This window comes from Micromonospora rifamycinica (assembly GCF_900090265.1).
Classification (GTDB): Bacteria; Actinomycetota; Actinomycetes; order Mycobacteriales; family Micromonosporaceae; genus Micromonospora; species Micromonospora rifamycinica.
Genome location: NZ_LT607752.1, coordinates 6,878,770 through 6,899,257 on the forward strand (window position 1 = coordinate 6,878,770; position 20,488 = coordinate 6,899,257).

Below are 20,488 nucleotides of genomic sequence, written 5' to 3' on the forward strand. Positions count from 1 at the left end.
GTGACCAGACCGGCACCCCTCGCCGCCGCCGGTCGGGTGGCCGGCGCGGCCGCCCTGATCGCCGTGCTCACCGTCCTGGCCCGGCTCGCCGGGTTCGGCCGTACCGCCGTGTTCACCTGGGTCGTGGAGGGCAGCGACCTCGGCGGCATGTACGTGATCGCCAACACCGTCCCCAACATCATCTTCGAGATCGTGGCCGGTGGGGCGCTGGCCAGTCTCGTCGTACCGCTGCTGGCCGGGCCGGTCGCGGCGGGTGACCGGCGGGCGGTGGCCGCCACCACCGGCGCGTTGTTGACCTGGACGGTGACCCTGCTGGTGCCGCTCGCGGCGCTGGTGGCGCTCTTCGCCGACCCGATCGTGGCGGTGATCTCCGACGGGCGCTCCCCGGCCGAGCTGGCCGCCGGGGCACGGATGCTGCGGGTGTTCGCCCCGCAACTGCCGCTCTACGGCATCGGGATCGTGCTCACCGGGGTCCTCCAGGCGCACCGCCGGTTCGCCTGGCCGGTCGTCGCGCCGCTGCTGTCCAGCCTCACCGTCGTGGTGGTCTACCTGGTCTTCGGCGCCACCCAGGGCCGGGACGCGAGCATCGCCCAGGTGAGCCGGGCCGGTGAGCTGGTCCTCTCCGGCGGCACCACCCTCGGTGTGGTGGTGCTGTCGCTGTCGCTGCTGGTTCCGCTGCGCCGGCTCGGGCTGGCCTGGCGACCCGGGTACGCCTTCCCCGCCGACGCCCGCGCCCGGGTCGGCGGGCTCGCCGTCGCCGGGGCGGTCACCGTCACCGCCCAGCAACTCGCCCTGGTGGTCATCCTCAACCGGGTCTCCGGCGGCCCGACCGGCTCCCCGCAGGTCTACAACCTGGCCCAGACCATGTACCTGCTGCCCTGGGCGGTGCTCGCGGTGCCGCTGGCCGTCGCCGCCTACCCGGGGCTGTCCGCCGCCGCCGCGACCGGCGACGTCGCCGGCTACCGCAGCACGGTCGCCGCGACCACCCGGGGGGTGCTGCTGTGCAGCTTCCTCGGCGCGGCGGCGCTGGTCGGCACCGCCGAACCGGTCGGCCGGTTCTTCCCGCTCGGCGCGGAGCCGACCGCTGCCGCCATCGCCGGGTTCGCCCCCGGACTGGTCGGCTACGGTCTCTTCGCGGTGCTGTCCCGGGCGCTCTACGCCCGGGGGGCCACCCGGGCGGCCACCGCCGCCATCACCACCGGCTGGCTGGTGGTGCCGCTGGTCGCCGTACCGCTGGCGGCGCTGCTGCCCCGCGCCGACCGGGTGCTGGCGGTCACCCTGGCCAACTCCGTCGGGATGCTGGTCCTCGGGGTGCTCCTGGTCGGCGCGGTGTCCCGGTCCGCCGGTCGGGCCGCGCTCGCCGGTGCCGGTCGGGCCGCCCTGGCGGGTCTGCTGGCCGCGCTGCTCGCCGCCCCGGCCGGCGTCCTCACCGCCCGGCTGCTCGCCGACGGCGGCACCCCGACGACAGCGGGGGCACTCGTTCAGGGCATGCTGTCGGGGGCCGTGGTCGGCGTGCTGTTCCTCGCCGTCGCCTGGCTGGTGGACCGGCGGGACGTCGGGCCGCTGCTCACCGGCGTCCGCCGCCGGCTGGGCGGCCGGCGACCGGCGGGTGCCCCGCAGGACGGCGTTCCCCGCGACGCCGGTGACGGGAAGGAGACCCTCTCCCCATGACCGACGCGACGCCCGCCCCCGACCCCCGGGGCACGGTGGTGCTGCTGCTCGCCTCCAGCACCGGCGGGGTGGGGCAACACGTCCGGTCGGTGGCCCGGGGGCTCGTCGAGGCCGGCCAGCCGGTGCTGGTCTGCGGCCCGGCCGCCACCGACGAGCAGTTCGACTTCGCCGGCACCGGGGCCCGGTTCACGCCGGTGGAGATCTCGGCCAACCCCACCCCGGCCGACGCCCGCGCGGTCACCGCGCTGCGCCGGGCGCTGGCCGGCACGGACGCCCGGGTGGTGCACGCCCACGGGCTGCGTGCCGGGCTGGTCGCGGCGCTCGCCCGGCCCACCGCACCACTCGTGGTCACCTGGCACAACGCGGTGCTCGCCGGTGGGCTGCGCGGGCGACTGTCCCGGCTCGCCGAGCGGGTCGTCGCCCGGTCCGCCCGGGTCGCCCTGGGGGCGTCGGCGGACCTGGTGGACCGGGCCGCCGCGCTGGGCGCCGCCGACGCCCGGCTCGCCCCGGTCGCCGCGCCGGCCCTGCCGGCTCCCCGGCGTCGCCGGGCCGCCGTCCGCGCCGAGTTCGGCGTCGCCGGTGACCAGTCGCTGGTGCTCTCCGTCGGCCGGCTGCACCCGCAGAAGCGCTACGACGTGCTCGTCGACGCCGCCGCCCGGTGGCGTACCCGCCGGCCGCCGCCCGTGGTGGTGGTCGCCGGCAGCGGCCCGGCGTACCTGGCGCTGGCCGCCCGGATCTCCGCCGCCCGCGCCCCGGTGACCCTGCTCGGGCACCGCACCGACGTGGCCGACCTGCTCACCGGCGCCGACCTGGCGGTGGTGACCAGTGACTGGGAGGCCCGGCAACTGTTCGCCCAGGAGGCGTTGCGGGCCGGTGTACCGCTGGTGGCGACCGCCGTCGGCGGGCTGCCCGAGCTGGTCGGCGACGGCGCGCTGCTGGTCCCGCCCGGCGACGTGGACGCGGTCGACACGGCCGTCCGGTCGCTGCTGGACGACCCGGGCCTGCGGGCCGACCTGGCCCGCCGGGGTGTCGCCCGGGCCGCCGGCTGGCCCACCGAGGCGGACACCGTCGCCACCCTGCGCGCCCTCTACACCGAACTCGACACCGACCCGGCCGGTGCCCCCGGGCACCGGGACGACGCCGGCCGCACCGGCCCGGCGACCTCCGGCACCGACGGCCCCGCGACGGGACGCGCCTGATGCTGCGCCGATTCACCCCGGTCCTGCTCACCCTGGTCGTGGTGGTGCTCGGCGTCACCGCCCTGGCGGCCCGCCCGGACACCAGCCCGCCCCGGCGCACCGCCGACTACGTGGTCCTCGCCGGGGTGGCCGGGCTGCGCTGGGCCGACGTCGACCCGCAGACCACCCCGACCCTGTGGCGGATGGCCCAGCAGGGGTCCATCGGGTCGTTGTCGACCCGCTCCGCGCACCGCCCGACCTGCCCGGTGGACGGCTGGCTCACCCTCGGTGCGGGCAGCTACGCCGGCTGGAACGGCAACCGCCCGACCGGCGGCTGCCCGGCGACGGAGGTGACGGTCGAGCAGCCCGACGGGATCGGCGCGAACCTGCCTGACCAGGAGGGTGTGGTCGCCTACAACGCCGACCGGCAGCCCTGGGGCACGGTGCCCGGCTCGCTGTCGGAGTCGGTGCGCTGCTCGGTGGCGATCGGCCCCGGTGCCGCCGTCGCCGCCGCCCGACCCTTCGGCCGGGTCGACCGGTACGCCCCGGAGCTGCCGGCCGACCCGGCCGAGCTGCTCGGCTCCTGCGTGCTGAGCATCGTCGACCTGGGCACGGTCAGCGGCGAAGATCCGGCGGCCCGGCGGGCGGCGGCCCGGCAGGCCGACCAGGCGCTGGCGAGGGTGCTCGCCGCCCGGCCGGAGCGTTCCCTGGTGCTGGTCGCCGGGGTGTCCGACACCGAGGCACCGGCCCGGCTGCACGTCGTGGTCGCCGACGGACCCGGCTGGGAGAACGGCTGGCTCACCTCGCCCAGCACCGGCCGGGAGGGCTACCTGCAACTGGTGGACCTGGCACCGACCGCGTTGATCGCGCTGGGCCGGCCGATGCCCGAGCGGATCTTCCTCGGCCGTCCCGCCGTCAAGGTCGACGACCGCCCGGACGACCTGGCCACCGCGATCACCGCGCCGGCCGACGCCGACCGGGAGGCCGCCGCCCAGCGGGCCGTGGCCGGGTGGTTCTTCGCCCTGCTCGCCGCGGCCCAGGTCGGCCTCGCCATCGCGGTGCTGCCGCTGTTGCGCCGGGCTCGTCGGCTCGCTGGCCCGCACAGCCCACCGCCGGTCTCCCGCCGCATCGTGGCGACCGTGGAACTGCTGCTGATCGCGGTCGCCCTGGCGGTGCCGGCGGCCCTGCTCGCCGACGCGGTGCCGTGGTGGCGGGGCGACCACGCCGGGGTGTACTTCGCCGGGGTGACGGTCGCGTTGATCGTGGGTGCGACCGCCCTGGTCCGGTTCACCCCCGGCCACGACCGCACCCTCGGCCCGCTCGGCGCGGTCGCCGGCCTGGCCACCCTGGTGGTCGGCGCGGACGTGCTCAGCGGTGCCCGGTTGCAGCTCAACGGCGTGGTCGGCTACTCCGCGCTGGAGGGCGGCCGGTTCTCCGGGTTGGGCACCGTGGGGCTGGGCGTCTTCCTCGCCGGTTCGCTGCTCAGCGCCGGCTGGCTCGCCCAGCGGGTCCGCCGGCAGTGGCGGCCGATGGTGGTGGTCGCGGTGGGCGGGCTGGCCGTGGTGGTGATCGGCAGCCCCTACCTGGGTGCGGACTCGATCGGCGCGATCGCGTTGACCGCCGGGGTGGCGGTGGCCGCCGCGATCAGCACCGGCGGCTGGCTGACGGTCAGCCGGCTGGTCTGGGCGACCATGGCCGGGCTGGCGCTGACCATCGGCTTCGCGGTGGTGGACCTGCGCCGGCCGGTGGAGGAGCGGGGGGCGCTGGGCCGGTTCCTGACCGCCCTGGGCGAGGGCACCGGCGGGCTGACCGTGCACCGGTCCAGCACCGCGAACTTCCAGACGTTGGTCAACAGCCCGCTGACCGTGCTGGCGGTGGTCGGTCTGCTGCTGGTCTGGTTCGCGCTGCTCCAGCCCTGGGGCGGGCTGATGCGGCTGTTCGGCATCTATCCGGCGATCCGGGCGGCGTTGGCCGGCACGGCGGTCGCGGCGGTCATCGCCGGGCTGCTGGGCGGCACCGCCCTGGACGTGGCCGGGGCGGCCGGCGCGCTGGTGGTGCCGATGGCGGCGCTGGCCTCGCTGCGGGTGCTCGACCACTCCACCGACCGTACCGTGCCCGATCCGGGCCATCCCCGGCCCGACGCCCCGGGCGGTCCACCCGGCGTCCGCCCACCCGACGACGACCCGGCCGGCGGACGGCCCGCCGACGGCGACGCCCCGCCCGGCGGACGGCCCGCCGACGCCCCGGGCGCCGGGCCGCAGCGGCATCCGGCGGCGTCCTCCGACGGCGACGCCCCGGACGGCGGGCCGCAGCGGCGGGTGACGGAATCCGACGGCGACCGGGGCGGTGCGCCGCCCGACCGTGGGGACCGGCCGGCGGGGCGGGAGGCGGTTGCGGTGCCGGCGGCGCGTACCCCCGCGACGGCGGATCCGGCGTCGACCGAGGTGGCGGCCGGTCGGTCCGGTCCGGGGTCCGGATAGCCCGGGGTCGGGTGCGACGCCGGGTGGACCCCGGCGAGGTGTTACCGTGGAATCCCGTGGATCGCGTGATCACTTTGCTGATCGGCACGGCGGTTCGCACGACCGCTACGGACGACACGGGAGCAGGCCTTGGCCCCATCAGCACGGACGACCCGGCACATCTTCGTCACCGGGGGCGTCGCCTCCTCGCTCGGCAAGGGCCTCACCGCCTCCAGCCTCGGCAATCTGCTCACCGCGCGCGGGCTGCGGGTGGTGATGCAGAAGCTCGACCCCTACCTCAACGTCGACCCGGGGACAATGAACCCGTTCCAGCACGGTGAGGTCTTCATCACCGAGGACGGCGCGGAGACCGACCTCGACGTCGGGCACTACGAGCGGTTCCTCGACCGCGACCTGTCCGGCAAGGCGAACGTCACCACCGGCCAGATCTACTCCGACGTGATCGCCAAGGAGCGGCGCGGCGAGTACCTGGGCGACACCGTCCAGGTCATCCCGCACATCACCAACGAGATCAAGGCGCGGATCCTCGGCATGGCCGACCCGGACGCCGACGGCCAGATCCCGCACGTGGTGATCACCGAGGTCGGCGGCACCGTCGGCGACATCGAGTCGCTGCCGTTCCTGGAGGCGATCCGCCAGGTCCGGCACGACCTCGGCCGGGACAACTGCTTCTACCTGCACGTCTCGCTGGTGCCCTACCTGGCCCCGTCCGGGGAGCTGAAGACCAAGCCGACCCAGCACTCGGTGGCCCAGCTGCGCAACATCGGCATCCAGCCGGACGCCATCGTGCTGCGCTGCGACCGGGAGATCCCGCAGAAGCTGAAGGAGAAGCTCTCCCTCTACTGCGACGTCGACTCCGAGGCGGTCGTCGCCGCCCCGGACGCCCCGAGCATCTACGACATCCCGAAGGTGCTGCACCGCGAGGGTCTCGACGCGTACGTGGTGCGCCGGCTCGGCCTGTCCTTCCGGGACGTCGACTGGACCAGCTGGGACGACCTGCTGGACCGGGTGCACCAGCCGCACCACACGGTCACCGTGGCGGTGGTCGGCAAGTACGTCGACCTGCCCGACGCCTATCTGTCGGTCAGCGAGGCGATCCGGGCCGCCGGCTTCGGCCACCGGGCCCGGGTGCAGCTGCGCTGGGTGCCCAGCGACGACTGCGTCACCCCGGCCGGGGCGGCGTCGGCCCTGTCCGGCGTGGACGGCATCGTCATCCCCGGCGGCTTCGGCGTACGCGGCATCGAGGGCAAGATCGGCGCCTCCCGGTACGCCCGGGAGAACAGCGTACCGCTGCTCGGGCTCTGTCTCGGCCTACAGTGCATGACCATCGAGGTGGCCCGCCACCTGGCCGGCCTGGACGCGGCGAACTCCCTCGAATTCGACGAGGAGGCCAAGCACCCGGTCATCGCCACCATGGCCGACCAGGAGGACATCGTCGCCGGCCGGGGTGACCTGGGCGGCACCATGCGACTCGGGGCGTACCCGGCGACGCTGACCCCGGGATCGATCGTGGCCGAGGCCTACGGCGCCACCGAGATCAGCGAACGGCACCGGCACCGGTACGAGGTGAACAACGCCTACCGGGACCAGCTGACCAAGGCGGGCCTGCGCATCTCCGGCACCTCCCCGGACGGTCGGCTGGTCGAGTTCGTCGAGCTGGACCGCGGCCTGCACCCGTTCTTCGTGGCCACCCAGGCGCACCCGGAGCTGAAGAGCCGGCCGACCCGCCCGCACCCGCTGTTCGCCGGGTTCGTCAAGGCGGTCGTGGCGTACTCGCAGGCCGACCAGCTGCCGGTGGACCTCGACCCGGTGGTCGAGACCCCGAGGCCCGGGACCACGCCGGCCGAGACGACGCCGGCCGGGACCTCACCGGCCGAGCCGTCGAAGAACGAGGCGCCGACGGCGAAGGCCGCAGCCCGCAACGGCGCGGCGACGAAGGCGTCGTCCGCGTCGTGAGCGCCGTCGAGCACCGCTACGAGCTGCGCTCTCGGGCCGAGCGGTACACCGGCCGGATCTTCACCGTGGTCAGCGACGAGGTGACCATGCCCGGCGGGGGCACCGCGACCCGAGACTACGTGCGGCACGTCGGCGCGGTCGCCGTGGTCGCGCTGGACGGGGCCGGCCGGGTGGTGCTGGTGCGGCAGTACCGGCAGCCGGTGGGGCGGCACCTGTGGGAGCTGCCCGCGGGCCTGATGGACGTCGCGGGCGAGGACCTGCCGGTGGCCGCCGCCCGGGAGCTGGCCGAGGAGGCCGACCTCACCGCCGGCCGGTGGGACCTGCTGGTCGACGTGCACACCTCGCCGGGTTTCACCGACGAGGTGGTCCGGGTGTTCCTCGCCCGGGAGTTGGCCGAGGTGCCGGTCGGGCAGCGGCACGAGCGGCACGACGAGGAGGCCGACCTGCAGATCGTCCGGATCGACCTGGACGAGGCGGTCGGCATGGTGCTGGCCGGGGAGGTCACCAACGGTCCGTGCGCGGTCGGGCTGCTGGCCGCGGCCCGCGCCCGGGACGCCGGCTGGTCGGTGCTGCGCCGGGCCGACACCCCGCTGCACCGCTGATCCGGTACGCCCCGCCGGGGCCGTCGCGGTCCGCCGCGCCGGCCCCGGCCGGCGTTCCCGGCCGAGCCCCGCACGGACCCCCTGTGCGGTGGCGGGGACACGGGCCTGCCGGGCGGGTTTCCCGACCGGCGGACCGGGCCGACCGGTGCGACCATGGAAGGGACGTCGAACGGCAGGCCCGGGCGGTACTCCTGACACACCGTCAGGCGCAACGGGCACCGGTTGTCACTGTGCCAACCGCCGACGGGTGGCAACGCGCCTAGACTGCCGCCGGCGGAACCGGTGGACCGCGTCGGCAACGGAGCCGGCCGGGCACCGCGCAGTCCGGGGGGCGACACCCCGGAGGAAGGTGTCTGCATCGTGAAGGTCGGAATCCCACGCGAGGTCAAGAACCACGAGTACCGCGTGGCGATCACGCCGGCGGGCGTCAACGAGTTCGTCCGCCACGGTCACCAGGTCTTCGTCGAGGCGGGCGCCGGGGTCGGGTCCAGCCTCACCGACGACGAGTTCGCCGCCGCCGGGGCCACCATCCTCGGCACCGCCGACGAGGTGTGGGACACCGCCGAGCTGGTGCTCAAGGTCAAGGAGCCGATCGCCGAGGAGCACCACCGGATGCGGGCCGGGCAGGTGCTCTTCACCTACCTGCACCTGGCCGCCTCCAAGGAGTGCACCGACGCGCTGGTCGACCGGAAGGTCACCGGCATCGCCTACGAGACCGTCGAGCTGCCCGACCGGTCGCTGCCGCTGCTCGCCCCGATGTCCGAGGTGGCCGGCCGGCTCGCCCCGCAGGTCGGCGCGTACCACCTGCAGCGGCAGGGCGGCGGCCGGGGCATCCTGATGGGCGGCGTCTCCGGGGTGTACGCGGCGAAGACCGTGGTCATCGGCGCGGGCGTGTCCGGCATGAACGCCGCCGCCATCGCGCTGGGCCTGCAGGCCGAGGTGCTGCTGCTGGACATGAACGTGGCCCGGCTGCGGCAGGCCGACGCCATCTACCGGGGCCACCTGCAGACGGTCGCCTCCAACGCCTACGAGGTCGAGCGGGCGGTGCTCGACGCGGACCTGGTCATCGGGGCGGTCCTCGTCCCGGGGGCGAAGGCCCCCACGCTGATCTCCAACGAGCTGGTCTCCCGGATGAAGCCGGGCAGCGTGCTGGTCGACATCTCCATCGACCAGGGTGGCTGCTTCGAGGACTCCCGCCCCACCACGCACGCCGAGCCGACCTACCAGGTGCACGACTCGATCTTCTACTGCGTGGCGAACATGCCCGGCGCGGTGCCGCACACCAGCACGTACGCGCTGACCAACGTCACCCTGCCGTACGCCCTCGAACTGGCCGACCACGGCTGGCGCGACGCGCTGCGCCGCGATCCCGCCCTGGCGCTGGGCCTGAACACCCACGACGGCGGGGTGGTCTACGGCCCGGTCGCCGAGGCGCACGGGATGGCGACCCTTCCGCTGGCCGAGGTGCTGGCCTGACCGACCAGAGCCGCGCCGACGGGGCCGGGGAGCCGGCACCGGCCCTGCGGCGGGCCGTGCGCGGTTACCTCGACCACCTCACCGTGGAGCGGGGGCTGGCGGCGAACACCCTCACCGCGTACCGCCGGGACCTGGAGCGTTACCTGGCCACCCTGGCCGCAGCCGGGGTGGCCGACCTGGCCGCCGTCGGGACCGGGCAGGTCGAGGCGCACCTCGCGCGGCTGCGGGCCGGCGACGCGGACCACCCGCCGCTGGCGGTGACCTCGGCCGCCCGGGCCGCCTCCGCCGTGCGCGGGCTGCACCGGTTCGCCGTCCGGGAGGGACTGGCCGGCGCGGACCCCAGCCGGGACGTCCGCCCGCCCGCCGCCGCTCGCCGGTTGCCCCGGGCGTTGCCGGTCGACGACGTGGTCCGGCTGCTGGACGCCGCTGGCGCGGTCACCGCCGCCGGCGACGGGGCGGCCGTCACGCTGCGCGACCGGGCGCTGCTGGAGTTCCTGTACGGCACCGGCGCGCGGATCTCCGAGGCGGTCGGCGCGGCCGTGGACGACGTGGACGTCGACGAGGGCACCGCGCTGCTGCGCGGCAAGGGCGGGCGGACCCGGCTGGTGCCGGTCGGCGGGTACGCCGTGCGGGCGCTGCGGGCCTACCTGGTGCGGGCCCGGCCGGCGCTGGTCGTCGCCGGCCGGGGCACGCCGGCGGTCTTCGTCAACGCCCGGGGCGGGCCGCTGACCCGGCAGGGCGCGTGGACCGTGCTGCGGCGGGCCGCGCGGCGGGCCGGGCTGCCGGTGGACGGCCCGCAGGCGGTCTCCCCGCATACCCTGCGCCACTCGTACGCCACCCACCTGCTCGACGGCGGCGCCGACGTGCGGGTGGTGCAGGAACTCCTCGGCCACGCCTCGGTCACCACCACCCAGGTGTACACGTTGGTCACCGTGGACCGGCTGCGCGAGGTGTACGCCACCACCCACCCCCGCGCCCGGGACACCCGCCAGCCGGGGCGCTGACCGGCCGGTACGCCCGACACGCCGGACCGGTGCCGAACGCGCTGGTCGTCGGTGGCGTAGAGTCGGCATCGGCGCGGACCTCCTGGGCGACAACCGGGGTGCGCAGCGGCGCCGCGAAGGACGTCGGACTGCTCCGACGCCGGGTGGTCGTCGGGAGGGGGCAACGAGGACATGGCTGGCAACGGTGATCGTGCCGACGCCTGGACGTCGGAGCTCCGTGAGCAGCAGGCGTCGCTCGGCGCCGACCTGGGTCCGGCCGACCCGGCCGCCTACACGATGCGCAAGCCGATCCCCGAGCCGATGCCCACCGACCGGCACGGTCCGGCCCGGATCATCGCGATGGCCAACCAGAAGGGTGGCGTCGGCAAGACCACCACCACCATCAACCTGGGTGCCGCCCTGGCCGAGTACGGCCGCAAGGTGCTGCTGGTCGACTTCGACCCGCAGGGCGCGCTCTCGGTGGGGCTGGGCGTGAACCCGCACAACCTCGACCTGTCGGTCTACAACCTGCTCATGCAGGACGACGTGATGGCCGAGGACGTCCTGATCAAGACGGACGTGGCCGGGCTGCACATCCTGCCCGCCAACATCGACCTCTCCGCCGCCGAGATACAGCTCGTCAACGAGGTCGCCCGGGAGATGGCCCTGGCCCGGGTGCTGCGCAACGTGCGCAAGGAGTACGACTACATCCTGATCGACTGCCAGCCCTCGCTGGGCCTGCTGGCGATCAACGCGTTGACCGTGGCCCACGGGGTGCTCATCCCGCTCGAGTGCGAGTTCTTCAGCCTGCGCGGGGTGGCGCTGTTGCTGGACACCATCGACAAGGTCCGCGAACGGCTCAACTTCGACCTGGAACTCGAGGGCATCCTCGCCACCATGTACGACAGCCGCACCACCCACTGCCGCCAGGTGCTCCAGCGCGTGGTCGAGGCGTTCGGCGACAAGGTCTACCAGACCGTCATCACCAAGACGGTGAAGTTCCCCGAGTCCACGGTGGCCGGAGCGCCGATCACCACCCTCGACCCGGCCTCCTCCGGGGCCCGCAACTACCGGCAGCTGGCCCGCGAGGTGATCGCCGCCCAGGCCGACCGGTAGGCCGGGGTGCGCCGTCGCCGCGCCACGCCCGACCCGCCCCCGACGGCGACCACCTCCGCTGCCTGGGCGTGGACTACGGTCGTCCGGTGACCGCGCCACCGCTGCACCCGCCGCCGACCCCGCCGCCGCCGTCCGCGCCGGCCACCGGGGCCGCCGACGGGGCGACCGCTGCGGCGGAGGTGCCACCGACCGGGCAGGGCACCGGCTTCACCGTCCGGCTGGCGAACTTCACCGGCCCGTTCGACCTGCTGCTGCAACTGATCAGCAAACACAAGCTGGACGTCACCGAGGTGGCCCTGCACACCGTCACCGACGAGTTCATCGCCTACATCCGGGCCATGGGCGACCAGTGGGACCTCGACGAGACCAGCGAGTTCCTGCTCATCGCCGCCACCCTGCTGGACCTGAAGGCCGCCCGGCTGCTGCCCTCGGCCGAGGTGGAGGACGAGGAGGACCTCGCCCTGCTGGAGGCGCGGGACCTGCTCTTCGCCCGGCTGTTGCAGTACAAGGCGTTCAAGGAGGCGGCGGCGCACATCGCCGAGCTGGAGGCGGTCGGCGGTCGGCGGTACCCGCGCGCGGTCACCCTGGAGCCCCGGTACGCCGAGGCCCTGCCCGACCTGGTGCTCGGCATCGGCCCTGAGCGGCTGCTCAAGCTGGCGGTCCGGGCGATGACCCCGAAACCGGTGCCGGAGGTCTCCATCGCGCACGTGCACCTGGTCCGGGTCAGCGTCCGGGAGCACGCGGCGATCCTGGCCGAGCGGCTGCGCCGGTCCGGCGTCGCCACCTTCACGCTGCTCTGCGCCGACTGCGGGATCACCCTGGAGGTGGTGGCCCGCTTCCTGGCCCTGCTGGAGCTGTACCGGGAGGGCCTGGTCGCCTTCGTCCAGGAGGAGGCCCTGGAGGAGCTGACCGTACGCTGGACCGGCCCCGCCGACGGGGGTGCCGACCTGCACGTCGACGAGTACGCCGGCAGCCCCGTCGACCCCGCCCCGGTGGATCCCGCCCCCGGGCGTCCGGCCGGTGCCGCGCCCGCCGGGGCCGACCCCGTGCCGGGCGAACCCACCGCTCCGGTGCCCGCCACCGGAGTGCCCACCGGACCGGCGGACGAGCCCGCATCGACGCAGGAGTGACGTGATGAGCGACGAGGAGCGCCAGGACTCGCTGGCCGACCAGGCCGCCGCCTGGGTTCCCCCGTGGGAACGCCCCACCGCCCGACAGAACACCGCCCCCCACCCGCCGAGACGGCATCCGCCGATCCGGGCCGGACGCCGGCCGAGGCGGTGCCGGGTGGTCCCGGCGCGCCGGCGACGGCGGCGGGGGAGCGGGGCGCGCCGGCGACGGCGGCGGGGGAGCGGGGCGCGCCGGCGACGGCGGCGGGGGAGCGGGGCGCGCCGGGGACGGCGGCGGGGGAGCGGGGCGCGCCGGGGACGGCGGCGGGGGAGCGGGGCGCGGCGGGCGTACCGGGGCGGCAGCCGGCGGGGCGGCGGCGGGCGGCGGTCGCGCCGGAGCCGGCGCCCGAGCTGGACGACGCGGAGCTGCGCGGCGCGTTGGAGGCCATCCTGCTGGTGGTCGACGAGCCGGTCAGCGAGCTGGTGCTGGCCCAGGTGCTCCAGCAGCGGCCGGAGCGGATCGGGCCGGTGCTCGACGATATCGCCGCCGGCTACACCGCCGCCGGGCACGGTTTCGAGCTGCGCCGGGCGGCGGGGGGCTGGCGGCTCTACACCCGGCCGGAATACGCGGCCCACGTGGAGCGGTTCGTGCTGGACGGGCAGTCGGCCCGGCTGACCCAGGCCGCCCTGGAGACGCTCGCGGTGATCGCCTACAAGCAGCCGGTGACCCGGGGCCGGGTCTCGGCCATCCGGGGTGTCAACTGTGACGGGGTGCTCCGTACCCTGGTGTCGCGTGGGTTGGTCGAGGAGTGCGGCGCCGAACCGGACAGCGGTGCTTTCCTCTACCGGACCACCACGATGTTCCTGGAGAAGCTGGGCCTGGACTCGGTCGCCGACCTGCCCCCGCTTGCCCCGTTCCTCCCCGACGACGTAGAAGAGCTTGCCGATGCCACGCGATAACCGTTCCCCCAAGTCCGACGCCCCGGTGTACGAGGGCGCCGAACGCCTCCAGAAGGTGCTCGCCGCCGCCGGTGTCGGCTCCCGGCGTGCCTGCGAGGACCTGATCTTCCGGCGTCGGGTGACCGTGGACGGCCGGGTCGCCCAGCTCGGGGACAAGGTCGACCCGGCCACCGCCGTGATCCACGTCGACGGCGAACGCCTCCAGGCCGACAACCGCCTGGTCTACGTGGCGATGAACAAGCCGCGCGGGGTGGTCACCACGATGGCCGACGACATGGGCCGCAACGAACTCGCCGAGTTCATCGGCAACCGGGTGGAGCAGCGGGTCTACCACGTCGGGCGGCTCGACGCCGACAGCGAGGGGCTGCTGCTGCTCACCAACGACGGCACCCTCACCCACAAGCTGATGCACCCGTCGTACCGGGTGCTCAAGACCTACCTGGCCGAGGTGGCCGGGCCGATCCCACGCAACCTGGGCAAGCGCCTGCTGGCCGGCGTCGAGCTGGAGGACGGGCCGGTGAAGGTCGACGCGTTCCGGGTGGTGGACACCCTGGGACGCAGCGCCCAGGTGGAGCTGAGCCTGCACGAGGGGCGCAAGCACATCGTCCGCCGGTTGCTGGCCGAGGTCGGGCACCCGGTGACCCGGCTGGTGCGTACCTCGATCGGGCCGATCAAGCTCGGTGACCTGCGTACCGGGCGGATCCGCCGGCTGACCAACGCGGAGGTCGCCGCCCTGTTCAAGGCCGTGGGTGACTGACCGGAGTCGCAGCGGGTAGGTGTGCCGGTAGGCTTCCACGCGGCCCACGGGCCGGCGGGTGGCGTGCGTCGCCCCCGGCGGCGGCGCGTGGGGCCGACCCGCGGGGCGCGGGGATGATGGATGACGATCGACTACCGCTCAACGGCGCCGGAAAACCGGCGACCCGCGAGGTACGGGCTGAGGAGGACAACGGTGGAGGAAAACGTACGGGCCGGGCGTTGCGTGGTCGCTGTGGACGGGCCGTCCGGTTCGGGTAAGTCCACCGTCTCGCGGCGGCTCGCCGTCGACCTCGGTGCCCGCTACCTGGACACCGGCGCGATGTACCGGGCGATCACCTGGGCGGTGCTGCGCTCCGGCGTCGACCTGGCCGACGCCGCAGCCGTGGGCAAGGTCGCCGGTGAGGTCGAGCTGCGCATCGGCACCGATCCCCGGGGGTACGGCGTGACCGTCGACGGGGTGGGTGTCGATGCGGACATCCGGGGGCCGGAGGTGACCGGCGCGGTCTCCGCGGTGGCCGCCGTGCCGGCGGTACGCACGCTGCTCGTCGCCCGGCAGCGGGACATGATCGCCCATGCCGGCCGGATCGTCGTCGAGGGCCGGGACATCGGCTCCGTGGTGGCCCCGGACGCCGACCTGAAGGTCTACCTGACCGCCTCCGAGGCGGCCCGGGCCCGGCGGCGTAGCGCCGAGGACGCCGCCGACGTCGCGGCGACCGCCGCCGACCTGGCCCGGCGGGACCGGCTCGACTCCACCCGCACGGTCGACCCGCTGCGGCAGTCCACCGACGCCGTCGAACTGGACACCACCGAGTTGGGCATCGACGAGGTCGTCGCCCGGCTGCGTGAGCTGCTCACCGAGCGGGGCGTGGCATGAGCGACGGATGGGTGGAGCTGCGCGAGCCGGAGGCCGCCGTCGAGGAGCCGACCGGGCCGCAGCCCGTGGTCGCTGTGGTCGGCCGCCCCAACGTGGGCAAGTCGACGCTGGTCAACCGGATCATCGGCCGCCGGCAGGCGGTCGTGGAGGACGTCCCCGGGGTGACCCGGGACCGGGTGCCGTACGACGCGCAGTGGAACGGCCGGACGTTCACCGTGGTGGACACCGGCGGCTGGGAACCGGACGCGAAGGACCGGGCGGCGGCCATCGCCGCCCAGGCCGAGACGGCGGTGGTCACCGCCGATGTGGTGATCTTCGTGGTCGACGCCATGGTCGGCGCGACCGATGTGGACGAGGCCGCGGTGAAGATGCTGCGACGCAGCGCCAAGCCGGTGATCCTGGTGGCCAACAAGACCGACAACACCGCCATCGAGATGGAGGCGACCTCGCTCTGGTCGCTGGGCCTCGGCGAGCCGTACCCGGTCTCCGCGCTGCACGGCCGGGGCTCCGGCGAACTGCTCGACGCGATCCTGGACGCGCTGCCGGACGCGCCGAAGATCGTCGAGAACCGGCCGCGCGGCCCGCGCCGGGTGGCCCTGGTGGGCCGGCCCAACGTCGGCAAGTCGAGCCTGCTCAACCGGTTCTCCGGCGAGGAGCGGGCGGTCGTCGACGCGGTCGCCGGCACCACCGTGGACCCGGTGGACAGCCTGGTCGAGATCGGCGGCGAGACCTGGCAACTGGTCGACACCGCCGGGCTGCGCAAGCGGGTCGGCAAGGCCAGCGGCACCGAGTACTACGCCAGCCTGCGGACCGCCGGCGCCATCGAGGCGGCCGAGGTGGCCGTGGTGCTGCTCGACTCCCACGAGCCGATCAGCGAGCAGGACCAGCGGATCCTGACCATGGTCGTCGAGGCCGGCCGGGCACTGGTGATCGTCTTCAACAAGTGGGACCTGGTCGACGCCGACCGTCGGTACTACCTGGACAAGGAGATCGACCGGGAGCTGCGCCGGATCCCCTGGGCGATCCGGCTCAACCTGTCGGCGCAGACCGGCCGGGCCGTCGACAAGCTCGCCCCTGCGCTGCGACGGGCGTTGGCGAGCTGGGAGACCCGGGTGCCGACCGCCCAGCTCAACCAGTGGCTCACCGCCCTGGTCCAGGCCACCCCGCACCCGGTGCGTGGCGGCCGGGCTCCGAAGATCCTCTTCGCCACCCAGGCGGGGGTCTCCCCGCCGCGGTTCGTGCTCTTCACCACCGCGCCGCTGGACGCCGGCTACCAGCGCTTCGTCGAGCGCAAGCTCCGCGAGGAGTTCGGCTTCGAGGGCAGCCCGGTGGAGATCTCGGTACGCCCCCGCAAGAAGCTCGGCCCCGGCGGCCGAGGCAAGGCGCACGGCTGACCAACCTCCGGCGAAAGGGGGGTCGGGTCCACCCCGACCCCCCTTTCCTAGGATGCTTTAGGCGAGGTGGCGGCGGTCGCGCGGTGCGGCAGGGGCCTGTGCGCGCGGCGCGAAGATCCTGCGCTAAGCTGTACCGGCTGCCGCAGGGGAAACCACGCGGAGAGCAACGGGACGTGGCGCAGCTTGGTAGCGCACTTGACTGGGGGTCAAGGGGTCGTCGGTTCGAATCCGGCCGTCCCGACAGACAAAAAGCCCTGACCAGCGGGAACGCTGGTCAGGGCTTCGATTTTCTTCTATGAAGATTTGAACCTCCCCCCGAAAACCCCCCGTTTACCGGGGTCGGCGGTCAGGTTCTGTCATCCATGTGCATCGTTGGGATTTGGTGGTACGGAACGGCGGTGGCGGTGGGTGCCCAGCCGTTCGAGGATGTCGGAGACGTCCGGGGCTTGGACGGCTTTGGCGATGTAGTAGGTGTCGGTGACCTCCTCGCTGGAGTGTCCGAGCTGCGCGGACGCGCTCTTGGTGTCCTTCTCTTCCTTGATGAGGGTGGCGACGGTCTTGCGGAAGGTGTGCGGGGTGACCCAGTCGAGGTCGGTGTCGGCGCGGGCCTGACGCCACTGGCGGCGGACATTGTTGGGGGAGAGCCAGGTGCCGCGCCGGGACGCGAAGATCGCATCGTGGGGGTTGTCGGGGGCGTCGACTTTGCGGTCCATGAGCATGCCGATGGCGAATCGGGGCAGGACGACCATCCGGTGGCCGGCGTCGCTCTTGGTCCAGGGTTGTCGGAAGATTCCCTGGCCTGTGACGAAGACCAGGGTGCCGCAGATCGTCAGGGTGGGGCGTTCGGTGGCGAGGTCGAGGTCTTCCCAGCGCAGGGCGAGGATCTCGCCGATGCGAGCGCCGGTGGCGAGCATGAGGTCGACGACGTCGGCCAGGTCGCCGGTGTGTCGGGGTCCGGGTTTGCCGGGGACCGGTCGCTGCCAGTCGCGGATGGCGGTTCTTACGGCGTGGAGGTGTTCGTCGGAGAGGGCGACGACGGTGCGGCGGGGTTTGCGGAGCCGCCCGGTGTCGCGTACGGGGTTGGTGGGGATCGCTCCGTGGCGGACGGCCAGCGCGAACATCTGGCTGAGGACCACCTTGACGCCTTTGGCCGCTGCGGGGCGGTCCTTGGCGATCTCGCGGAGGAACCTGTCCAGGCGTCCGACGCTGGCCTCTCGGATGCGGAGGTTGCCGAGGGCGGGCAGGATCGCGGTACGCACGCTGGTCTCATATCGGTGGATGGTCTGAGGTGCGATCCGTTCCTCGGCGGTGATCTCTTCGATCCACACTTCGGCCAGGCGGCTGACGCGGGTCTCCCGTGTGATCTCGTCGTCGTTGGGGGTGGTGCGGTCACGCAGCTTGACCTTCAGCGCCCGTTCGGCTGCGGCGCGGGTGGCGTCGGTGGCCTCGATGTCACGGGTCTTGCCGTCGTAGTCACGGAACCGGGCGCGTGCGCGGAACCGGTTGGCGGCGAGCTTCTCGGTACGGATGGTGCCCCAGGTGCCGATGGGAAGTTCGGGTCGGGCCATGACTCACCGCTCCGAGTCGGTGTGGTCGTCGAGCCAGCGTTCGACCTCGCTACGCCGGTAGCGCAGGGTGTTGCCGACGCGGATGGCGCGGGGGCCCTTGCCCCGGCTGTGCCAGGCGTAGAGGGTGTTCTTGGGCTTGCCCAGCCAGGCGGCGAGGTCGTCGATGGTCAGTAGCGGGTCGGGCCGCCATTCGGGGACGGCGGGAGCGCTCATTGGCGGCCCGTCGTGTTGGCGGGATCGGGCTGCTGACCTGATGTGGCGCGGCTGACCCGTCGCCGGTAGCCGGCGGCATCTGAGGGCACCGGTACGGGAGCGGGTTGGGGGATGGTCGTGCATGGGCCTGACTTCCATTCAGGATCCCAGCCTGGCTGGGAGCGGGGGTCGACGGCGCTGCCGTGGTAAGGCACGACCGCGGGGTGCGCCAGATGTGGACGTCGATCCATCCGTTCCTGCCCGAAGGTGTCAAGCCCGTCGTTGCTCCCTGCGCTGGTGGGACGGAGTGGACTTGGCGACCGGTGCGGGTGGTCGTCGCCCGGCCCCTTTAGACCGCCCACGGGCGAACCCGGCTGGACCCTGGAGCCCGCGTGAGGCAGAAGCGGGGCGCGGAGTACAACCACGTCTTCGTGCTGCAAGAGCCATTGGGGGTCGCCGGTGGCGATGGCGTCACGGGTGTTCTTCTGCTGGAAGAACGAGGCGCGGGGGATGATCGAGCCGTTGCGGACGCCGCAGATCAGGGCGATGCATTCCTCGACGAGTTCGAGGCCGGCGTTGATGCCGGCGGCGGTGACCATGCCGGGGATGTCGATGAGTTCGCCGTGGCGGCGGTAGGGCCGGGCGGTGACGATGACGTGTCCGCCAGGACGGAGCAGCGTGCGGCAGCCGGCGAGGATCGCGGTGAACCCGTCGGCGAGCTGGCCGTGGCTGCAGTAGGCGAGGTTGTCGCTGCTGCCGTACTTGTGGTTGATCTTGCGGACTTTGCCGCGCCTCGGGCCGGGGGTGCGGACGTGGCCGTGGGTGGACGACCCGTAGGGCGGGGACGTGATCACGAGGGAGGCCCGGCCGTGCAGGCTGGCCGGCAGCAGTGCCGGCAGCGCGGTCGAGTCCCCGTGGTAGATCTCGCCCCGACCTGACGCACCCGTCTGGCCGGCGTGGTGGATGTTGGCGGCTGCGCTGGCGACCCATTCGGGTTCGTACTCGGCCCCGACGCCGTGCCGGCCGAGGTGCATGGCCTCGATGATGGTGGTGCCGATGCCGGCCATGGGGTCGAGGACCACCTCGCCGGGGTTGGTGTAGGTGCGGATGGCGTATCGGGCGATGGTGGGCAGCATCTTGCCGGGGTGGGCCAGCGACTCCGGGGTGTATCGGCCGCGACGGAGGTCGCGGGACGGATGCTGGCCGGTGAGCCACACCGAGCCGAGATAGCCCTCGGCGAGCAGTGCCGGCAGATCGGACCCGTCGGGGTGCGGGGCGGAGTCGTGCAGACCGGGGGTCTGCGCCGACCGATGCGGCTCAGGCATGGGTGTTCTCCTCACCGGTGGCGGTGGTCCCGAACACGAGCAGGTCCCGGAATGCCGGAAGGTGGCGACCGGCGAGCAGCCGCTTCCCGTCATCGCCTTCGTCGGGGCGTTCCGGGGTGGTGCGCGGTTCGTGCTCGGGTAGCGGAACGAGGACGGCGGGGATGTGCTGGTGGTAGAAGAGGCCGGCGGCGCGGGCGGCGGCGATGACCGTCGCGCGGTAGCTGAACCCACCGGGTGGGGGTGGTGTGGTGGTGAGTCCGGCGATCAGGAACCCGCCGGGGCGCAGCAGTTCCCGCCAGGTGCTCATTGCGGTGGTCAGGTCGTCGTGGGGAAGCCTTTCGATCGCCTGTGGTAGCGCCGCCAGGATCAGGTCGACATCCCGATCGGGCTGGTGAGGCACATCGGAGTTCGGGCGTGCGGTAGGTGGGAGCTGCAGGCGCAGACCGTGGGGGCCGCTATGCAACTCAGCTGGTAGCCGGTGCAGGTAGGTGGTCGCGGCGAGGGCGGTGGGGTGCGTGCCGAGGTCGAGAACTACGTCTCCGGCGTCGGTGTACCGGCGGATGAGGTAGGTGAGATGGTTCGGGGATAGTCCGTGCCAGTCCGGCACTTCCAGGCTGTGCGTTCGCGGTGTGCGGGTGTGGGGGATGAGCAACCCGACCGGTACCGGCTGAGGCCGGTCACCGGGAGCGGTGGAGCTGGGTTCAGGCATGGCGTGTGGGCCACGTTCGCCGACGAGCGCTGACACCAAGGGATTACAAATCTGGACCTCGGATTGGAAGCCAGAGCCTGCGTTGACGGTGGCGTGTTGCCCGCCGCCTACCTGAACAGGAGCGATGCAGATCTTGAAT

The 20,488-nt window shown here is 73.8% G+C and carries 15 protein-coding genes, 1 tRNA gene and 2 pseudogenes; 14 read left to right on the forward strand and 4 right to left on the reverse strand.

Annotated elements, in window-relative coordinates; all coding sequences use genetic code 11:
* From murJ to GA0070623_RS29275, 14 genes and pseudogenes are all read left to right on the forward strand, one after another.
* Nucleotides 1-1,671 (forward strand): murein biosynthesis integral membrane protein MurJ, encoded by a 1,671-nt coding sequence (gene murJ / locus GA0070623_RS29210; protein ID WP_067313359.1) that lies wholly within the window; start codon nucleotides 1-3, stop codon nucleotides 1,669-1,671.
* On the forward strand, nucleotides 1,668-2,870 hold the full coding sequence (locus tag GA0070623_RS29215; protein ID WP_067313361.1) for a glycosyltransferase family 4 protein: 1,203 nt from the start codon (nucleotides 1,668-1,670) through the stop codon (nucleotides 2,868-2,870). The genes murJ and GA0070623_RS29215 overlap by 4 nt, the downstream gene beginning before the upstream one ends.
* On the forward strand, nucleotides 2,870-5,329 hold the full coding sequence (locus tag GA0070623_RS29220) for a hypothetical protein (RefSeq protein ID WP_231932586.1): 2,460 nt from the start codon (nucleotides 2,870-2,872) through the stop codon (nucleotides 5,327-5,329). The genes GA0070623_RS29215 and GA0070623_RS29220 overlap by 1 nt, the downstream gene beginning before the upstream one ends.
* 129 nt (nucleotides 5,330-5,458) lie before the next feature.
* Nucleotides 5,459-7,150: pseudogene (locus GA0070623_RS29225) on the forward strand (CTP synthase); the annotation flags it as partial.
* A gap of 131 nt (nucleotides 7,151-7,281) precedes the next feature.
* Nucleotides 7,282-7,887: an NUDIX domain-containing protein gene (locus GA0070623_RS29230; protein WP_067315068.1), complete on the forward strand. Its 606-nt coding sequence runs from the start codon at nucleotides 7,282-7,284 to the stop codon at nucleotides 7,885-7,887.
* A gap of 360 nt (nucleotides 7,888-8,247) precedes the next feature.
* Nucleotides 8,248-9,363, forward strand: a complete 1,116-nt coding sequence (ald, locus tag GA0070623_RS29235; RefSeq protein ID WP_067315073.1) for an alanine dehydrogenase — start codon at nucleotides 8,248-8,250, stop codon at nucleotides 9,361-9,363.
* The gene (locus GA0070623_RS29240) at nucleotides 9,360-10,367 is read left to right on the forward strand and encodes a site-specific tyrosine recombinase XerD (RefSeq protein WP_067315076.1); all 1,008 of its coding nucleotides are present in this window, start codon (nucleotides 9,360-9,362) and stop codon (nucleotides 10,365-10,367) included. Before ald ends, GA0070623_RS29240 begins: the two co-directional genes overlap by 4 nt.
* A 171-nt stretch (nucleotides 10,368-10,538) precedes the next feature.
* Entirely contained in the window at nucleotides 10,539-11,462 is a 924-nt protein-coding gene (locus GA0070623_RS29245) for a ParA family protein (protein ID WP_067315071.1), read from the forward strand.
* Nucleotides 11,463-11,548: 86 nt separating this feature from the next.
* The gene (locus GA0070623_RS29250) at nucleotides 11,549-12,592 is read left to right on the forward strand and encodes a segregation and condensation protein A (RefSeq protein ID WP_067315078.1); all 1,044 of its coding nucleotides are present in this window, start codon (nucleotides 11,549-11,551) and stop codon (nucleotides 12,590-12,592) included.
* Nucleotides 12,593-12,596: 4 nt separating this feature from the next.
* A pseudogene (scpB, locus tag GA0070623_RS29255) lies at nucleotides 12,597-13,531 on the forward strand (SMC-Scp complex subunit ScpB).
* A complete protein-coding gene (locus tag GA0070623_RS29260; RefSeq protein WP_067304624.1) occupies nucleotides 13,518-14,288 on the forward strand; it encodes a pseudouridine synthase in 771 nt (256 codons plus the stop codon). Before scpB ends, GA0070623_RS29260 begins: the two are co-directional and overlap by 14 nt.
* Before the next feature lie 192 nt (nucleotides 14,289-14,480).
* Nucleotides 14,481-15,161 (forward strand): (d)CMP kinase, encoded by a 681-nt coding sequence (gene cmk / locus GA0070623_RS29265; RefSeq protein ID WP_067304622.1) that lies wholly within the window; start codon nucleotides 14,481-14,483, stop codon nucleotides 15,159-15,161.
* Nucleotides 15,158-16,555 carry a ribosome biogenesis GTPase Der gene (der, locus tag GA0070623_RS29270; protein WP_067304620.1) on the forward strand — a complete coding sequence of 466 codons (1,398 nt, stop codon included), beginning with the start codon at nucleotides 15,158-15,160 and terminating at the stop codon, nucleotides 16,553-16,555. The genes cmk and der overlap by 4 nt, the downstream gene beginning before the upstream one ends.
* Nucleotides 16,556-16,722: 167 nt before the next feature.
* Nucleotides 16,723-16,796 (forward strand) — tRNA-Pro (locus GA0070623_RS29275).
* A gap of 115 nt (nucleotides 16,797-16,911) precedes the next feature.
* Here GA0070623_RS29275 and GA0070623_RS29280 read toward each other — a convergent pair.
* Genes GA0070623_RS29280 through GA0070623_RS29295 form a run of 4 tightly spaced genes read right to left on the reverse strand, consistent with a single transcriptional unit; the run spans nucleotide 16,912 to nucleotide 20,349 of the window.
* Nucleotides 16,912-18,123: a tyrosine-type recombinase/integrase gene (locus GA0070623_RS29280; protein WP_067304618.1), complete on the reverse strand. Its 1,212-nt coding sequence runs from the start codon at nucleotides 18,121-18,123 to the stop codon at nucleotides 16,912-16,914.
* Between the two features lie 3 nt (nucleotides 18,124-18,126).
* Nucleotides 18,127-18,336 (reverse strand): helix-turn-helix transcriptional regulator, encoded by a 210-nt coding sequence (locus tag GA0070623_RS29285; RefSeq protein ID WP_067304616.1) that lies wholly within the window; start codon nucleotides 18,334-18,336, stop codon nucleotides 18,127-18,129.
* On the reverse strand, nucleotides 18,333-19,640 hold the full coding sequence (locus tag GA0070623_RS29290) for a TRM11 family SAM-dependent methyltransferase (RefSeq protein WP_084261159.1): 1,308 nt from the start codon (nucleotides 19,638-19,640) through the stop codon (nucleotides 18,333-18,335). The genes GA0070623_RS29285 and GA0070623_RS29290 overlap by 4 nt, the downstream gene beginning before the upstream one ends.
* Nucleotides 19,633-20,349, reverse strand: coding sequence for a hypothetical protein (locus tag GA0070623_RS29295; protein WP_067304614.1), 717 nt, complete (start codon nucleotides 20,347-20,349; stop codon nucleotides 19,633-19,635). Before GA0070623_RS29295 ends, GA0070623_RS29290 begins: the two co-directional genes overlap by 8 nt.
* Nucleotides 20,350-20,488 lie beyond the last annotated feature (139 nt).